Origin of the sequence: Coleofasciculus sp. F4-SAH-05 (genome assembly GCF_040222985.1) — a bacterium.
Classification (GTDB): Bacteria; Cyanobacteriota; Cyanobacteriia; order Cyanobacteriales; family Coleofasciculaceae; genus Coleofasciculus; species Coleofasciculus chthonoplastes.
In genome coordinates, this window is sequence record NZ_JAVKBY010000092.1 from 1 (window position 1) to 17,513 (window position 17,513).

Sequence of the window (17,513 nt, forward strand, 5' to 3'; positions counted from 1 at the left end):
GAACTGAGAGACCTTGGTTTAAAGATTCAAATGCGGGGTCAAGCTAGAACTTGGGGAACTCCAACAACCTGCACAATCTTTTTTAGGAACGGTAAGTGGTATGCGTCAATTACCGTACAGTGCAACCCGACTCGCCAAACAGGTACAGGTTCAATTGGAATAGATTTAGGTTGCCAAGACGCAGTAACGCTTTCAACTGGCGAGAAAATTGCTAAACCCGATTTTATTAAGGAGGGACACAAGAAAGTTAAGGTAGCCTCAAAGCGGTTAAGACGCAAGAGACCACCTAATAGGAACAAAAAAGTTAAGGGTTCGAGACGATGGAAAAAAGAACGAAAGCGGATTTCTAAGCTTCAGGGTAAGATAGCCCGACAACGAGAAGACTGGCTGCACAAAACAACCAGCGAGATAGTTAGCGGTAATAGCCTAATTGCTGGAGAGCAGTTAAACGTTAAAGGCATGACCCGAAAAGCCAAGAAGGGTAAGCGCAAGAAACAGAAAGCCGGATTAAATCGGTCTATTCTTGACGTTGGGTTTGGTATAGTCGGCGATTTGCTGACTTATAAAGCTGCTGAAGCGGGCGGATTCTATGTCGAGTCACCAACTAGAACGCTCAAGCCAACTCAACGGTGTGCTAAATGTTGGGAATTAACGCCTAAGACTTTGGCTGATAGAGTTCATGTCTGCTCTAATCCCGACTGCAACCATGTTGAGGACAGAGATGTTAATGCCGCCCAAGTCAATGAAATCTGGGCAAGGGGTTTGGAACGAGCCTCTTTAGACGCAGAGTCGCCTAGCTCTACTAATTGCTCCAAGCATGAAGCAGCCATCGGCGAAGAAGCGTCAGAAACAGCGACTTACTTCGTTGAAGTCGCTGTAGTTCATCCTCCTTTAATGAACTAGGATCAAATTTTTTCTGTAACATCCTTCCCCTAAGGAGAACCATGTCCGTCGAGCAGCCATCTCACTCTCACCTACAGGTAAACTCTTCTCACCCAACCCATATTACCGCATTAGAACAGGAACTCATTGAACTGCGACGCCAAGTCTCCCGACAGACATTACTCAACCAAATTGTGCAAGCGATGCGCGGTACACTGGTGTTGGAAGATATTCTCCAAACCACGGTCGATCAACTCCATGAAACACTTAATGTCAGTCGCTGTTTGATTTTTCGACCGGATGGTGAGTCGCAAATGACGGCAGATCATGTTTCAGAAGCGACCGCCCAACGGGAGAGTATTTTGGGGGTCTACTGTGATTTTTATCGATATTACCACAAGGAATTGAGCCAGGGTCAGCCTGTGGTTGTCCCGCAAATTACTCCCAATTTTCCCGATGTGTTAATCGAGGCGGCGCAGGAATGTGAAATCTGCGCTATTTTGATTGTGCCGTTGCTTTACCAAAATTCCTATATTGGCGGGATTAGTCTACACCAGTGTGATCAGGCACGGGAATGGAACCGAGAGGATATTGAGTTTATCCAAGCCATTGCCGATCATTGTGCGATCGCGATTCATCAAGCCCAATTGTATGCTAAGTTACAACGTGAATTGAGAGAACGTCAGCAGGTAGAAGAAGCACTCCGGCAAAGTGAAACCCGCTTTCGCACGGCGCTGAAACATGCACCATTGGTGGTGTTTAATCAAGATCAGGAGTTACGCTACACTTGGGTTTATAATGCGGTTCCTGATAGCGAAGCGGATACTATCTTGGGAAAAACCGACAGCGAACTCCTAGCACCCCAGGAAGCGCAACGTTTAATCTCCATCAAGCAGCGTGTACTGACTAGTGGGGTAGGAGTGCGAGAGGAAGTCTCCCTCACCATTAATGGTGAACTTCGATACTACGATTTGACCGTCGAACCCTTACGCAACTCAATCGGAGACATAGAGGGAATTACCTGCGCGGCAATGGATATTAGCGATCGCAAACACATCGAGGATCAGCTTAAGATTTCCTTACAGCAAAAGGAAGTACTGTTCCAAGAAATTCACCATCGGGTCAAAAATAACCTACAACTTGTCTCTAGCCTGCTTGATCTCCAATCACAGCAAATTGATGACCCTGAGATTTTTTCCCTCTTTCAAGCCAGCCAGAACCGAATCAAATCAATGGCTCTTATCCATGAAGAACTCTATCAATTTGAACACTTGCAGCGGATTAATTTTCTCAATTATATTGAAAATCTTACCTATCATTTGATTCAAACCTATGCTATTCATCCCGAATCTATTAGCCTACACCTTAATATAGACCAAGACTTAAATCTTGATCTAGCAACCGCTATTTATTGCGGATTAATTCTCAACGAGCTAATCTCTAACGCCTTAAAACATGCCTTTAAGTCAAACAATTCTAAAGGTCATATATGGATTGAGATTTATTCAAATAAAAAAGATAATTCAAAAAATAAATTGATTGTGGGCAATAACAAGCCAACACCACTTGAATCGATCGACTTTAATTCACCCAAAAGCTTGGGCTTGCAATTAGTCCGCGCTTTAGTAGCACAGCTTAATGGCAAGCTGGAAATAAAGAAAGCTAATAATACAGTCTTTGAAATTGAATTTTAATCAGAAAATAGTTAGGGTTGCACCATAAAAAAATATTCACAAATACTTAGAGTACCTATATTCCTACCCTCCTTTTTAACTATCCTCCTTGTTCGCAAATCTCAAAAGCGTACTCTTGGGTTTCTTTCAGCTCTTGCAATACCGATGTATCAACCGTCTGAATATCTGACTGACTTGATCTAGCTAATTTCTCCTCAACTTGATCAAATTGCTGCTGGGCTTCAGCAACAGCTAATTCTGCCTCAGTGCAAGTCTGTGTGGCTAATTCATCGAATTGATTATTACATCCAGATCCGAAAAAAACTAGCAATAATAATCCTGCACTGAACTGATTTTTTTTTTCTGGAATCAGGGAAGAAAATTTCATACCCAGAGAATTAAATGCACTAGAGTTACATTACTAACTACTCAGATTTATCCAGCTTTCAGGACTATTACTCGGTTTTTAGTATTTCGATGATTAAAAAAAGTTAAGTAAATTGAATTTGAGTTATAATTAACTCGATTTTACCAACAGATTAAATAATCGATGATGATGCCAACGGATTTTATAAATTTCTGACTTTAGTTAATTTAAACTTAAACATAAATTAATTTACTCGTAGCTAACTTCATTACTAAGACATAAATTATGCCCACTGTACTAATAAATGTTAACAAGCATCAAATCCTTACTGTTCCCTGTTCCCTTGTCCTCATGCTTAAGTTTAATTGTGTCTGACGACTTAGAGTAAAATTTGGATGTAACTTTTTGGGGGAAGACAGTGGCGTTATCCCGACGTAGTTTTCTGACATTGGCAGGCGCGAGCGCCGCCGGAGCATTTATGGTTTCCCCTCTGGAAGCCTTTTATGCCAGAGTAACCCGTGGTCAATCCACAAATGGAGTAGGTTTTGGGTCTCTTGTTCCTGACCCCAGAGGTTTATTGGACTTACCACCCGGATTTACCTATAAAGCCTTCTCAAAAACTGGGGATATCATGAGCGATGGGAATCCTGTACCCGGTGATCATGATGGAATGGCAGCATTTCCCGGACCCAGAGACACTACAATCCTAGTTCGCAATCACGAACTTTGTCATTGGTCATGCGTCATTTGCGATAATTGAACGGTTAGGTCGGGGCGGGTTTAGTTACATTAGGGTGAAAACGAAATGTTAGCAGTAAAACCCGCCCCTACAAAAGATGTTTTATCGGAACGCCTCTTTTCCCTCTGCTGCCTCTTTTCCCTCTGCTGCCTCTGCTGCCCCAGCTGCCCCAGCTGCCCCAGCTTCCCCCGCTTCCTCTAGAGCCGTTGAAGATTCTTCTGTAACTGTCGTTCTTGTCGCTGAAGTTGCTCGACCAATTCAATTTCTCGCAAACTACCGGGTTGAATATCCGTCGTTTCCCGGAGTTTTTGGGCAAGTTGATAACAAAATTGACATCGTTCTAAAATCTGGAGAATCGAAGGGGCAAACTTGGCAAATAGGACTTCATCATCTCGGGTAAAACCACGAGGATCAATCTTCTTGACTAGATCATCTTGCGGTTGGTAGTTGGACTTTAATTTATTGATTAATTGCACCACCGCCACGAGATCTTGTTTGTCGTTTAGTAGGGGCCAAGCCAAAATGGTATAGGTGCGGTATCCGGTACGACGATCCGTCTTCTGCGCCATCTCGGAGCGCGGATCATCATAGACATCAAAGGGAATGTTAATCACTTTTAAGGAAAAGGCGGCGAGACTAGCAATTCCTTTATTAGCCGGAATATCGATCAACAGACTACCACCGTCTCCATCCTCAGCAATCAGTGAACCCAATTCTTGTCGTTCTTGATCCAATAAAAAAATACTGGTGCGATCCGCACGAAGCAAATTCCCGACTTTGCGGGTGAGGCGACCCAATAGTTGGCAGAGTGTTCTCACCAGTGTTTGTAATGCTTGGTCAACAGCACTCACCTCATGGCTGTAGGAGTAAGCCAGAAACTCACCCACTTCAATCGGTGAGTCAAAAACTAGATTCTGCTGGCTATCTAAACCAGCCACATCCTGCCAGTCCAATTCTAAGACTTGACAAAGTTCGACAAAGTTTAGTCCTTTAACGGGTTGTCCCTTGAGAAAGTGATTTAGGGTATCTAACGATAGTCCTAGGGCTTCCGCCAGTTCGCGATCGCGTCCATGACTCTTATCGCGCCAAGCTTGTTTGACTTTGGGAATGGACTGGGGATGCACACTAAATGACCGAATCATTGTTCTTCGTGGCGTTCCTCTCCCGTTCAATCCAAGATGATCATCGGAAAATAATGCCACGCCTCCATGTAGGTTTACAAATAGGTGACATAACCAAGTAAGCGACTGTGTTTATCGGTTACTTCGATTTAACCAGAGAAGCTTACAGGTACCCATCTGAACGGTTGGTCTGATCCTAGATTAAAACGCTGTCTGTTCTTTTTACTACGATTTGTGTAAAATCTTTACGCTTCCAGCAAGGTAGCATATCAAGGAAAGCTTATGACTTGCCCAACTCTTGAAGAGCAATGCTGAAGTTAATAGCTATAGATACAAATTTTTTGCTATAATTCTGTAGTATTGGATACACAAACAATACAAAAAAAATACAAAAAAAGACGCTGCTGTTTATTCAGTCCATTCAGCAACGCCCCAGCATTGAGTTTTCTAATCCTATCTATACAAATGGTATCTAACTGAGCAGAAACTGTTTGCAGTTCGTGTTCCACCCGTTTAACTGTCACATCGATAGATTAGCCGTTCTACAACACTTGGACAACGCTAGACAACATTGGATATTGTTAGACATCATCCGGATTGCTTCCTGAATGTCCAATTCTGTCCAAAGATTTAGTTACAGTTATTTACCCCTTGTTTTGTCTAGGTTTGCCCACTTCTGGGTAGATTTGCCTAGATTTTCGGATAACTCCTGATTTAATTTCTGTAATTTATGAAACAAAAAACGCTGCTGTTATTCAGTCCATTCAGCAACGCTTCAATAATTGAGTTTTCTAATCCTGGATATATCCTAACCAAGTCAAGTCGGACTGTTTGCAATCCGCATTCCACCCCTTGAAGTGTCACATTAGCTAATTTTGGATAACGGAAAATAGGTTATAAAGTTAGCTTATTGTCCTATCATCCATCAAGTTCGGATCACTCCCCGCTTCAATCGCCCCTTCTGCTTGCAGAGCGATCGCTCTTAATTTCTCCAGTATCTCAGGTTGAGCCGATTGCCACAGCGATCGCTGATGCGCCTCCAGTAAGCGTTCTGCCATATCTCGCATCGCCCAGGGATTCTTTTGCTGGATAAACTCTTGCACCTGTTCATCCAACAAATAAGCCTCCGTCACCCCTTGATACATATAATCTGCCACACAATTGGCTGTCGCATCATAGGCAAACAAATAATCCACCGTCGCCGCCATTTCAAACGCCCCTTTATAGCCGTGGCGCATTACCCCTTCAATCCATTTGGGATTCACCACACGAGAACGATAAACGCGGGCAATTTCCTCCTGTAGCCGCCGCACCTTGGGGTTTTCGGGAATTGAATTATCGCCAAAATAGGTTTGCGGATTCTTACCCGTCAGCGCCCGCACCGATGCAGTTAATCCCCCTTGAAACTGATAATAATCATCAGAATCCAGTAAATCATGCTCCCGATTATCCTGATTATGTAACACGACTTGCAATTGTTTCAGGCGTTGGGCAAAGGCTTCCGGCGCAGCAACCCCCTCTTGATTTGGGGAAGATGTACCACAGTACGCATAACTACTCCAATTCATATACGCCCGCGCCAAATCCTGTTCATTCTGCCAATTTTGCGCCTCAATCAATCCCTGTAACCCCGCGCCATACGCCCCCGGTTTCGAGCCAAATATCCGATAGTGCGATCGCATCTGTGCCTCTTGTTCACTCAATCCCGCTTCACACCAGAACGCTGTTTCCTGTTTCACTTGCGCCGCCAAGGGATTGTCTTCCGGGGATTCATTCAATGCCGCCACAGCAACCACGGCATTGTAAAATAAATCAATTAAATTAGGGAAAGCATCGCGAAAAAAGCCCGATATCCGCAGCGTCACATCCACACGCGGACGTCCTAACACCGACAGGGGCAGAATTTCAAAATCCACCACCCGACGTGACGGGCGATCCCAAATTGGTTGCACCCCCAACAACGCCAGCGCTTGCGCCAGATCATCGCCCCCAGTTCTCATGGCTGACGTTCCCCATACGGATAATGCCAGTGTTTTTGGATACTCCCCATTATCCTGGGTATAGCGTTCAATCACCGCTTCCGCCGCCTTTCGTCCCACATCCCACGCCGTTTCGGTAGGAATCGCACGGATATCAACGGAGTAAAAATTGCGCCCTGTGGGTAATACTTCCGGGCGTCCTCTCGTTGGCGCACCCGCCGCCCCACTCTCGACATAGCGCCCGTCTAATCCCTGCAACAGATGAGTGATTTCTTGGCAGGTTTGGGTTAAGGCGGGTAAAAGGCGATCGCGAATCCAGTCTAATTCCTGTTGCGTTTGTTGTCCGATTAGGGCATTAAGTGTAGAGACGTGCCATGGCGCGTCTGTAGGGGCGGGTTTAGGAATTTTTGTGTCGCTATTGAGAGTAACCTTTGTACAAAACCCGCCCTGACTAAGTGTTGACCCTTCGCCGCCTTCATTGGCATGGTTTTGACCCTTTCCTTCTGCCTTTGATAAGATTAGAGATTCGACAAATTGAGACGCTTGGGCTTCCAATTGCGCGATCGCGTGTCTCTTATTTTCCCCCTCTGGAGTCAGTGGATCAAAGTCCCATCCCCAATCTTGCGCGATCGCACGAGTTAACCCCAAGCGCCCCTTCCCCGGATGACGGGCAATTGCCACAGTTAAGTCTCGCAATAGTCGCCCCTGAGGACACTGTCCTAATATATGTAACCCATCCCGAATTTGAGCTTCTTTTAATTCACACAGGTAGCTATCGACTTGAGTTAAAAGATTCGCTTTTCCTGCTTCCCCTAGAAGGGCGGGTTTAGTCAAGCTATTCGACATCGACAGAACGTTATCGGTAAAACCCGCCCCTACAGCCTCTGCTTCTAGACGTTCCACCCCATCCTCAAATCCCAAATCTTGGTGCAGGTTTTCTTGGATAACCAGTTGAGTAATGCGATCGCGGATAATCGGTAGGCGAGAGGGATCTAAGCTTTGCGCTTCGTAATATTCATCCACTAACCCTTCAAGCTGTTGCAAAGCATCATAGAGTTCAGCGCGAGTCATCGGTGGCGTCAGGTGGTCAATAATCACAGCCTGCGATCGCCGTTTCGCTTGAGACCCTTCCCCTGGATCATTGACAATGAAGGGGTATAAATGGGGCATTGTCCCTAAGGCGACTTCTGGATAACAAGTTTCAGAGAGTGCCAAACTTTTCCCTGGTAACCATTCCAAATTTCCATGTTTTCCCAGATGTACTACCGCATGCGCCCCGAATTTCTGTCGCAGCCAATAATAAAAGGCTAAATAAGCGGGTGTTGGTTCTAAATCCGGCGCGTGATAATTTAAAGCTGGGTCACTATCATAACCCCGCGACGGTTGAATTCCGACAAAAATATTACCCAGTTGGATTCCCGGAATGGGAATTGTTGATTGCTGATTGTTGATTGTTGATTGTGTAGGGGCGGGTTTAGGAACTTTCGTGTCGCTATTGATAATAACGTTCATCCAAAACCCGCCCTGACTGAGTTTTGACTCTTCGCTTCGCTCATCTGGAATCTGGTTTTGAGTTTCTTTATGCCAACGGTTACAGATGCCTTGTTGTACCGCTAACGGTAACGTATCAAAATAATCTCGATAATCTTGTTCAGATAACCCCTGTTGAACCGGACGTAATTCCCATCCTTCGGGATCATTGGTTACCCCCGTGGTTAAGCGCTGGATCAGTTCATCCCCTGTTTCTGGACTATCGTCTACCTGATACCCCGCCCCTTGCAACGCCTTGAGCATTTCCACACAGCTTGCCGGCGTATCAAGCCCCACACCATTAGCGAGGCGTCCATCTCGGTTAGGATAATTAGCTAAGATCAGGGCAATACGCCGTTCTGCTGGCGGAGTTTGGCGCAATTTTACCCAATTCGCGGCTAACTGAGTGACAAAATTAATGCGATCGCGCACTGATTCATAAACCACGACATCCGTTTCCAGCAGCGGATTCCAGGTTTGTACTGCCTTGAATGAAACCGCACGAGTAATAATGCGTCCATCCACTTCTGGCAAGGCTACATTCATTGCCGTATCTCTTGGAGTTAATCCCTGAAATTGTTCCTGCCATTGTTCCTTTGTCCCGCCACTAAAAATGACTTGCAGTACAGGTACATCCAAACGTTGCCATAACTCCAACCCAGGTTGTTCATTATCTATTAATTTAGCAACAGAGAAACTTGTTGTATTCAGTAACACCTCAATTTTCGCATCATCTTTGGGTTGGAAATAGGATAATACTTCCGCCTGTACCTCCGGATCACGTAACGACGAGACAAATACTGGCACAGGATGCAACTGTTGTTCAACTAACCCTTGACAAAGTGCATCAATGGGTGATGTATTTCCCGCTAAATAATGAGCGCGATAAAACAGAATCCCCACGTTAGAGTTTGTAGTAAGCGCTTCATTCGTTCCGTCTCCCCATCCATAAATCCCTACACGCGGTACAGGTTTAGGAGGTAGAGGCTCATAAGTTTTTCTCAAGCACAAATCAGCAACAAATTTCAGGGCGTTGGTACAATTCTCCACACCCCCTTCGATAAAATAGCGCCATAGCTGATGAACGGCGGTTAAGGAAATGGTAGAATGACTAACTAAATTGGGATCTGGACGATCATCTCCTGGCAATAGGATTAAGTTTGCCCCTGTTTGTTCTACAGTTGTCTGCACAACTTCCAATCCATAAGACCAGTAGGCAGATCCACCCAAAAGCCGGATAATAATAACTTCTGCCTGATTTAACACCTGTTCGGTGTAGGTGTCAATCGTTAATTCCTGCTGCAATTGGAGGAGGTTAACGGCTCGAATCGCCGGGAAATCTGGGGGTAAATGAGCCATTGACGCCGCCAAGGTTTGAATATCGGTGTCGGCGGCTGTAATCAAAACGATTGGCGCAGGTGTCTGTTCAATAAAAATAACCCCTTCAGCTTGTGGATTCCATCCTCCCGGTGTCGCAGCAATCCGATGCATAGTCTTTTCAGAGATCCTGTGGTATTTTATGCGTATTCATCTAGCGAGTGAGTGTATTGTATGACATTACCTAACTTTTTAGTTATCGGTGCGGAGAAAGCTGGAACGACAACAATTTATCATTATCTCAAACAACATACTCAAGTTTATATGAGTCCTCGGAAAGAGCCGCATTTTTTCTCAAAAAATGGAACGAAAGATTATCCTATCCCTACTTTAGAGGATTATAAAGCTTTATTTCAAGGGACTTCTGATGAAATAGCTATTGGTGAAGCTTCGACGAGCCATCTGACTCATCCTCAGGCTGCTGAACGTATACAATATCATATTCCTAACGCTAAGTTAATTGCCATAAACAGATAAAGATAGGTTTGTTCCAAGATTTAAAAGATAAGCCTGATGTATTAATGGAAGACATATTTAATTTTCTAGAAATTGACTCGAGTTTTACTATTAATAAATCTTTTGGTTCTGCGAATAAAGGAGGTATGCCGAGAAATAGAAAAATAGATAGTTTTATAAATAAAGTCAAGCCAATTTACCATAGCTTATCCCCAATTCTTTCTCAAGGATGGTCGAATAAGATATATAAGATATACGTAGATCTACGAAACAAAAACTTAGAGCAACCGCCGAAGCTGCCACAGGAAATACGTCAGCAGCTAATTGAGATGTACCGTGAAGACATCCTAAGGTTACAAGATTTACTCCAAAGGGATCTTTCCATCTGGCTCCAGTAGGTAAGTGATAGCCGACAGAGGTAAACATGATACCTACCGACAAAAGCGGATGCCCTTTACAAGAGGATACCATGATCGATAGAGTATAAAATACTAGAAATCTTAAGAAAGATATTATAAATAAGTCCCTATATCTTGGATAGCATCGAATAGAGGCTCTGCTTACACCGAATCAGAGGTGAAGCATTGTCACTTGCTTAAACTAGACCAAACTCATGGCGATATTGGGAAATCCAAGGTTTAGCCGAACGTTGCCATTATCAATGTTCGAGCGGCTGCAAGAGGTATTGCAGCAGATGCAGATAAAAATTGGTAGGGAAGCTGTACTCTTGCGATCGCACGACTTGTCCAGTGTATCTGTGAGTCTAGAGCAACAGGTACAACGATTTACACTGCTGGTATCTCCAGGGTTCCGCGCCTTGCTAATCGCGACTCCGATTGAGTCACAAGGAGAAGCGGAGGCAAATTTCCATTCCAGCCTGTATCAGGTTGGGTTAACCTTTGAGTCAGACGCGATCGCAGGTTTTCTCGACGGGCTCACTCAACAGTTCACCCGCCAACCCCAGATTCTGCATGTCTTCAAGCTTGTCCAAACCTATCCAGAACCGAACCAAGGAACAATCCAGAGTGAATTTACCCTATTGTTGATGGACATACTCACCGCTAATCCCATCAGCAACGAACCCATCCATCCTTACTGTGAGGTTGGTCAACCCATTGAAGCAGCGCTACGCCAACAGGTTGAACAGGAACGGCTGGTTCACCAGGTTACCACTCACATCCGTCAAAGTCTAGAATTACCCGTTATCCTCTCCACAGCTGTCGATGAGGTGCGCCATTTTTTGAACGTTGATCGATTATTAATCTATCAATTTGACGGCCATTTGGCTAACCTTAGGAATGAAGGCGATAAAATTGAGGGTGACAATGCCACAGATGTCACCAATGAATTCGAGAACGCCAAGTCTCTAACTTCACCACTTCCCTCACAACAGGACGAGGGTTGTATCACGTATGAAGCCCGCCGTTCTAATCAAATTCGTTCAGTTCTCAATTGGCGAGAGGAAAAAGACTGCGCTCTCTATGTTTCCAACTGTCGCACCAAATATCACCAAGGATTTACTGGGGCGATTGATGATATTGAAGTCGCCTACAGAGATTCTCCCTGTTTACTCCAACTGCTGCGACAAACCCAAGTCAAAGCTAAGTTAGTCGCACCGATTATTGTTCAAAACCGCCTGTGGGGATTATTAATTGCCCACCAATGTTTTGCACCCCGACACTGGCAAGAAAGTGAAAAACTGTTTCTCAAGCAAATTGCCGAACACCTGGCTGTTGCCATTTACCAGGCTCAATTGTATGCCCAACTGCACCAGCAAAAAAGTAGCCTAGAACAGTGCGTGATTGAGCGCACCCAGGAACTTCGGGATGCACTGCAAGCCACACAAGCCGCGAACCATGCCAAAAGTGAATTTCTGGCGGCGATGAGTCATGAGTTGCGGACGCCCCTGACTTGTGTGATTGGACTATCGGCAACATTATTGCGTTGGTCATTGGGGGAGGGAGGTAGCAAAACTGTATCCCCTGAGAAACAACGGCGTTATTTACAAACCATCCAAGAGAATGGGGAACACTTACTGGCACTAATTAACGATATTCTTGATTTTTCCCAATTAGAGGCGGGAAAAGCTGTTTTAAATATCAACGAATTTTCCCTGCGATATCTTGCCCAGCAAACCTTACGATCCTTAAAAGAAAAAGCCAGCATTGGTCAAGTCGAATTAATCCTCGATTGGCAAGTCCCTACCCCCAAGGATCGCTTTCAGGCTGATCCACGCCGACTCCGGCAAATTCTGTTTAACTTATTGGGAAATGCGATAAAATTTACCCCGGCTGGTGGTCAAGTCACCTTAAGGGGTTGGCGAGAACAGAATCGAGCCGTGTTTCAAATCGAAGACACGGGGATTGGCATTCCCCAAGAACAGATTCCCCTAATGTTTCAAAAGTTTCAGCAGTTAGAGAAAACCTATCAGCGTACCTACGAAGGTACAGGTTTAGGGCTAGCCCTGACTCAACAATTGGTTGAACTCCATGGCGGTACGATTGACGTTGAATCCACTGTGGGAAAAGGGTCTATCTTTACCGTTTGCGTGCCCATCCAATCAGTTGTTCCAGGAGGAACCAAATCACCCGCCCCATCGGAAAAGGGATCTTCGGAGCCAGGGAGTATCGTTTTAATCGAAAATAATGAAGCGAGTGCGACAGCCATCTGTGAAATTCTCACGGCGGCGGGTTATCATCTAGTTTGGCTGATCGAAAGTTCGACGGCTGTGAGGCAAATTGAACTGCTGCAACCCCATGCCGTGATTGTGGATTGGCAGTTATGGGCAATGGACGGATATGAGATCAGCTATTATCTCCACCATAAGACGACAACAGCACACATTAAAGTGTTGGCTTTGCTCACATCCTCACTCTCAGCCGATGAACAGCACGATCTCAACACCCTCGTTGACGATTACTTACCCAAACCCATAGAACCTGCCCAACTTCTGCACAAAGTTGCCACATTGATGGCAATATGAAGTGGTCTTATGTCCTTGGTCTTATGTCCTTGGTCATTTATACTTGGTTGTTGACTTAATCAATAAGGAGTGTAAGCATGAGCGAATTTCTAGATTTCCTCAAACACAAGTATGCGTATGTCGCGATCGGAGAATTTAAGCCCGGTAAATTTGAAGAAGCCCAACAGCTTTATGAAGAAGCCATCTCGACCTACACTCACGGATTCCAAGGGGCATACATGCTGCGAGAACCGGGAACGGATAAAGGGATTGCCGTTATCTTTTGGGATCATATCGAAGATATGGAGGACAATCAAAATGAGGCTTACCAACAGATTTTGGAGAAGATGTCTCATTTATTTGTCAAGCCCCCCACGACAACTTTTTATGAAGTGTCTAGTCAAATACCCCCTTCTGTGGAAAAAGCAGAAGAATAATTATGCTGCAACGAATCATTCTCAACGGCTTCAAGTCCATTAAAACGATGGATCTGGAGTTGCGCCCCTTAAATGTCTTGATTGGAGCCAACGGAGCCGGTAAGAGTAACCTCGTTTCGTTTTTTAAGCTGCTGAATGAGATCATGGCTGGACGACTTCAACAGTACATTGCTATGTCGGGACGCGCTCAATCTCTGTTGCACTTTGGACCCAAGATCACACCGCAACTAGATGTTGTAGCGGCGATGTTTGGTAAGGCTTCGTATCATACCCAAATTCTCATCAGCACCCAATCTAGTTCTTTTTTGGATAACTTTGAGCCTGAAGATGTCATTGTAGTCAATCGACAGGGTAAAGAGTCGCACTTTAAACGGCTCGATTCCCCAGCATTATAGGACACATCATTTATGTAGAGACCAAACATGGACGGTCTCTACAATGGTGCCGAAAGTCCTAATCGATGTGTCTACTGCTATAATTAAAAAAGTCCAGTTATTTAAAGACAGATTCAATGACATTGCAAAAATTGCAAAACCAAGCCTTACAATTACCTATCAGCGATCGCTGGCGTTTAGTTCAGTCTCTGTTGGCTTCAATTCAAAAAGAAATGCTATCACTCATGTCTCCTAGCTTAAGTGCAACACCAATGACGGATCTTGATCCTTGGACTCAACGTTTACTGGGTGTTGTTCAGCTAAGTCCAGAGGATGCCAAAGAGTCCTATATTGATTATCTGGAGACAAAATACCAGTGAAACGGGTATTATTTGATAGTGATGTCTTACTTGATGTTCTCGCTCGACGCCAACCTTTTGTTGTGGCTTCCGCACAAGCCTTAAATTCAGTCACTCAAGAGCAGGTTGAGGGATATGTTTCTGGTCATGCCATAACCAACATTTTCTATATTTTGCGTCGTCAGATAGGAAATGACACGGCACGGAAACTACTATCCACTTTATTAGAACGGATTCAAGTAGCTAGTATAACGGATGAGGTAATTAGAGCCGCGTTGCAAAGCCCTATGAAAGATTTTGAAGATGCGGTAACAAGTGAAGCTGCACTTGCCACCGGTTTAGACATTATCCTGACACGCAATATAGCTGATTTTGTGGCATCGCCAGTTCCCGTAATGTTACCTGAAGAATTTGTGGTAACCCTATCAGAATAAACGTGATATATTTTGGAGAGGGTGATCGCCTCATTTTATTTGAGCTAGTACAAGAAGGCAGAACTCTACAGAGGACAAATGACGTAGCTTGCTTCTCGCGAAGCGAGTATGACAAAATCACTCATTCATATTTCGATAAGTTGCCACCGCTGATGGTGAAATCCGGTTCAGATAACGGAAGATCCAATATTTAATCACCGAATCGAGAATAACCGGAAAAGTGGCAATAAACAAAAAGATAAAATCGTGATTTTCCGGAATCCCGAAATGTCGGGAAATTGCCGCCAGAATCACTTCCCAACCGTGGGGAGAGTGGAATCCGACAAACATATCGGTAAACAAAATAATGATAAAGGCTTTGGCGCTATCACTGAGTCCGTATACAATATCATCAATAAACGATTTTAAGACCACAAAATCCGCTTTGCTAGTAACAATCACTCCAGCAAAAAAAGCTAGAGAAATCAAGTCAGAAAAGATATTCTTGATCGCATCAGAACTGCGATACTGATAATCTTCAGCTAGCTCAGTGGCTTTTTCTCTCAGCCGTTCTTCCATTTCTTCCGAGGATAACTTTGGTGCCATTCCCAATAAGCTTTTAAAGTGCAGTTCCTCTTCAAACCGCTGGAGTTCTGTGAAGGCTTCTTCCTTCATGTCAATATTTAAAAAAATACCCGGCTCATTTTCTGAGCGAAACGAGTCAACAATGGGTCCAACCACAAAGGTTTTAGCCACCTGATGGGCTAAAATGGGAACAATAATCAGCGTGAGAATAAACTTGATCGAAATTAAGGTTTTGTCGCGAGACGTGCGAAACTTTTTGACAACTTCCTCTTCAGCTTTGGGATCAAGTTCCCGCTGTAGGCGGTTGACGGTTCGCAGAATTGACCGAGGCACAACCCCGGTTTTATCCGATACCGTTTCTAATGCATCATTTTGGGGATTCACGCTAGCCTGCTTCAACTGGGATAAGGTTTTGGCATTGGCTGTCGTTCTGGCATTGCCGTTGGCTTGAGCCACTTGATTGGCAGATAGCGGGATCAAGGAAACGGAGGATGGCTCAGGTTCTGAATATCGTTTTAATATTTCATCAATAAAGTTGAGTTTTTCGATGATAATCGCTTGCTTTTCGGTTAATTCGATGGGATCATAGCGGGCTAAATTATCTCTGGAACCTAGCAAACCATTCGTGGTTTTTGGCTCAGAAATCCGAAAAAATGACCGACTGGTTCTAAATTCCCGTAAGCGAACTCTAATCGTATTTAAATATTTCTTTAAGTCAGCCTCGAAATAGGAAATAACACTATCACTATGTTGACTGGAGCGACGGTCAATTTTTTGCCCATTGAAATGCTCATCCTCAATGGATTTAATCGTTAACGCAGCTTTGTAAGCTTGATCTAAGGCTCTTTCGGGGGTATCCGCGAACCATTGGTTAGCCAGACGTAAAATAGAGGGTAGCTTCATCGAAACGGCTAATATCTCAGTCAACTGCCCCACCCACAAGGGGATGGGGCTTGTAACTAACCCGCAAGGGTTGTCACATCTGGCAGATTGACTGCTGCCTGTTCCACCGTCCCGATCAGGGTAGTGGAAAGAATGTAGTCGTCTCTATGGTTTTTTGCTGCATTCCAATCGGAATGGTCACGATTGCCACAGTTGCGACATCTGAAACGAGACTTCGTGCGATTCGTTTTTCTGATGTGCTTACAGACATTGCATTTCTGGGATGTGTATCTCGTATCTCCGAATGCTACACGCTTCCCTAATGCCTCTGCTTTGTACGTCAAAAACAAATCTTGCTGGTAGAACGACCAACTACCGAGCCACTTGTTCATTTTCTTTCCGCGCCTATTTTTGCGGATTCCAGACAGGTCTTCTAATACGAAAACTGCTACACCTGGAAGGTTTGCCAGTTTCTTCGTGACACAGTGATTCACGGAAAGCATGAACCGCTTCTCGCGTCCACTCATCGCTCTAAGGCGACGTTTAGCAGAGCGAGTGCCTTTTTGCTGCAACGTTTTTCGGTTGTGTAAATACCGTCGCTGTGTTGCACGAACCTGACCACTTGAGAAGAATTGACCATCGGATGTCACGACCATGTGATACAGCCCTCGGTCAATCCCCAAGACTTTACCCTGAGTTGCTGTCTGCGGTGTTTCAGTCTCAAACACCAACCTCACCCAAAACTGTTTGCTGTGTTTCGAGTAAGTCAGTGTAGCCGCGCAGAATTCCCAGGTTTCAAATATCTCCTTGAAATGCTCCGGCAAATGGAGGATGAGTTTTTCACGCTTGCCAATACACGAAAGGGTAAACTGATACCCTCTTAGCGTCATGGTGCGCTTGTCGTAGCGCAGAGAAGATGTTGGCTTTTTCCGGGGTGTGCGCTTGAATTGGGTCGCCTTAACCGCCTCCATTGCGTTATCCCGAATCGTTTGCAGTAGTGCCGATGGCACGTCGGGATATTGCAATCTAAGGTCAGCATACAAAGCTTTGTGAGCCTTGTTCTTATTCCACGTCCGTTCCTGTAATGCCCAGTCAGCGTGCTGATTGAAAATGTCAGCACAAAACCCCATGAGGGGCAAGAACCTCTCATGGGGTAAGTTGACGGGGATGGAGACGGTGCGCTTCATGAGCCAAAAACAGGATAGTTTTGAACCTCGAAAACCTGACCTTTTCTGTCGTTAACATCCGACAAAAGCTTGATACACTTACATTAGCACAAAGCCTTATATGTTTTGTCGATATACGCAATCTTGGCAAAATTATGCAAGTCTTGTCATCCTCTCACGCTAAACACTGCCTCGGGTATCACATCGTCTA

12 protein-coding genes and 3 pseudogenes are annotated in these 17,513 nt (G+C 44.7%); 9 read left to right on the forward strand and 6 right to left on the reverse strand.

Annotated elements, in window-relative coordinates; translation table 11 throughout:
- Nucleotides 1-880 (forward strand): annotated as a pseudogene (locus RIG27_RS11570) (RNA-guided endonuclease InsQ/TnpB family protein); the annotation flags it as partial.
- 64 nt (nucleotides 881-944) lie between these two features.
- The gene (locus RIG27_RS11575; RefSeq protein WP_446345248.1) at nucleotides 945-2,576 is read left to right on the forward strand and encodes a histidine kinase dimerization/phosphoacceptor domain -containing protein; all 1,632 of its coding nucleotides are present in this window, start codon (nucleotides 945-947) and stop codon (nucleotides 2,574-2,576) included.
- Nucleotides 2,577-2,655: 79 nt separating this feature from the next.
- Here RIG27_RS11575 and RIG27_RS11580 read toward each other — a convergent pair whose 3' ends face one another.
- A complete protein-coding gene (locus RIG27_RS11580) occupies nucleotides 2,656-2,943 on the reverse strand; it encodes a hypothetical protein (protein WP_446345250.1) in 288 nt (95 codons plus the stop codon).
- Nucleotides 2,944-3,340: 397 nt separating this feature from the next.
- Between RIG27_RS11580 and RIG27_RS11585 the strand changes: the two are divergent.
- A pseudogene (locus RIG27_RS11585) lies at nucleotides 3,341-3,649 on the forward strand (alkaline phosphatase PhoX); the annotation flags it as partial.
- A gap of 209 nt (nucleotides 3,650-3,858) precedes the next feature.
- Here the strand turns inward: RIG27_RS11585 and RIG27_RS11590 are convergent.
- The 3 genes from RIG27_RS11590 to cobN form a co-directional block, all read right to left on the reverse strand.
- The gene (locus tag RIG27_RS11590) at nucleotides 3,859-4,803 is read right to left on the reverse strand and encodes a GAF domain-containing protein (RefSeq protein WP_446341694.1); all 945 of its coding nucleotides are present in this window, start codon (nucleotides 4,801-4,803) and stop codon (nucleotides 3,859-3,861) included.
- A 323-nt stretch (nucleotides 4,804-5,126) separates the two neighbouring features.
- Nucleotides 5,127-5,306 (reverse strand): hypothetical protein, encoded by a 180-nt coding sequence (locus RIG27_RS11595; RefSeq protein ID WP_446345252.1) that lies wholly within the window; start codon nucleotides 5,304-5,306, stop codon nucleotides 5,127-5,129.
- A gap of 378 nt (nucleotides 5,307-5,684) precedes the next feature.
- Nucleotides 5,685-9,782, reverse strand: coding sequence for a cobaltochelatase subunit CobN (cobN, locus tag RIG27_RS11600; protein WP_446345254.1), 4,098 nt, complete (start codon nucleotides 9,780-9,782; stop codon nucleotides 5,685-5,687).
- A 60-nt stretch (nucleotides 9,783-9,842) separates the two neighbouring features.
- Here cobN and RIG27_RS11605 point away from each other — a divergent pair, with 60 nt between their 5' ends.
- The 6 genes and pseudogenes from RIG27_RS11605 (at nucleotide 9,843) to RIG27_RS11630 (ending at nucleotide 14,690) form a co-directional block, all read left to right on the forward strand.
- The gene (locus RIG27_RS11605) at nucleotides 9,843-10,145 is read left to right on the forward strand and encodes a hypothetical protein (RefSeq protein WP_446345256.1); all 303 of its coding nucleotides are present in this window, start codon (nucleotides 9,843-9,845) and stop codon (nucleotides 10,143-10,145) included.
- Nucleotides 10,146-10,737: 592 nt separating this feature from the next.
- A complete protein-coding gene (locus tag RIG27_RS11610) occupies nucleotides 10,738-13,107 on the forward strand; it encodes a hybrid sensor histidine kinase/response regulator (protein WP_446345258.1) in 2,370 nt (789 codons plus the stop codon).
- A 77-nt stretch (nucleotides 13,108-13,184) separates the two neighbouring features.
- Nucleotides 13,185-13,523 carry a hypothetical protein gene (locus RIG27_RS11615; RefSeq protein ID WP_006099959.1) on the forward strand — a complete coding sequence of 113 codons (339 nt, stop codon included), beginning with the start codon at nucleotides 13,185-13,187 and terminating at the stop codon, nucleotides 13,521-13,523.
- A gap of 2 nt (nucleotides 13,524-13,525) precedes the next feature.
- Nucleotides 13,526-13,756, forward strand: a pseudogene (locus tag RIG27_RS11620) (AAA family ATPase); the annotation flags it as partial.
- Nucleotides 13,757-14,034: 278 nt separating this feature from the next.
- Complete coding sequence (locus RIG27_RS11625) at nucleotides 14,035-14,277, forward strand: hypothetical protein (protein ID WP_446341703.1); 243 nt, start codon at nucleotides 14,035-14,037, stop codon at nucleotides 14,275-14,277.
- On the forward strand, nucleotides 14,274-14,690 hold the full coding sequence (locus RIG27_RS11630; RefSeq protein WP_446341705.1) for a PIN domain-containing protein: 417 nt from the start codon (nucleotides 14,274-14,276) through the stop codon (nucleotides 14,688-14,690). The genes RIG27_RS11625 and RIG27_RS11630 overlap by 4 nt, the downstream gene beginning before the upstream one ends.
- Before the next feature lie 117 nt (nucleotides 14,691-14,807).
- Here the strand turns inward: RIG27_RS11630 and RIG27_RS11635 are convergent, their stop codons facing one another.
- Nucleotides 14,808-16,157, reverse strand: coding sequence for a proton extrusion protein PcxA (locus tag RIG27_RS11635; RefSeq protein WP_446345261.1), 1,350 nt, complete (start codon nucleotides 16,155-16,157; stop codon nucleotides 14,808-14,810).
- A gap of 56 nt (nucleotides 16,158-16,213) precedes the next feature.
- Nucleotides 16,214-17,323: an RNA-guided endonuclease InsQ/TnpB family protein gene (locus RIG27_RS11640; protein WP_446345263.1), complete on the reverse strand. Its 1,110-nt coding sequence runs from the start codon at nucleotides 17,321-17,323 to the stop codon at nucleotides 16,214-16,216.
- Nucleotides 17,324-17,513: the final 190 nt, after the last annotated feature.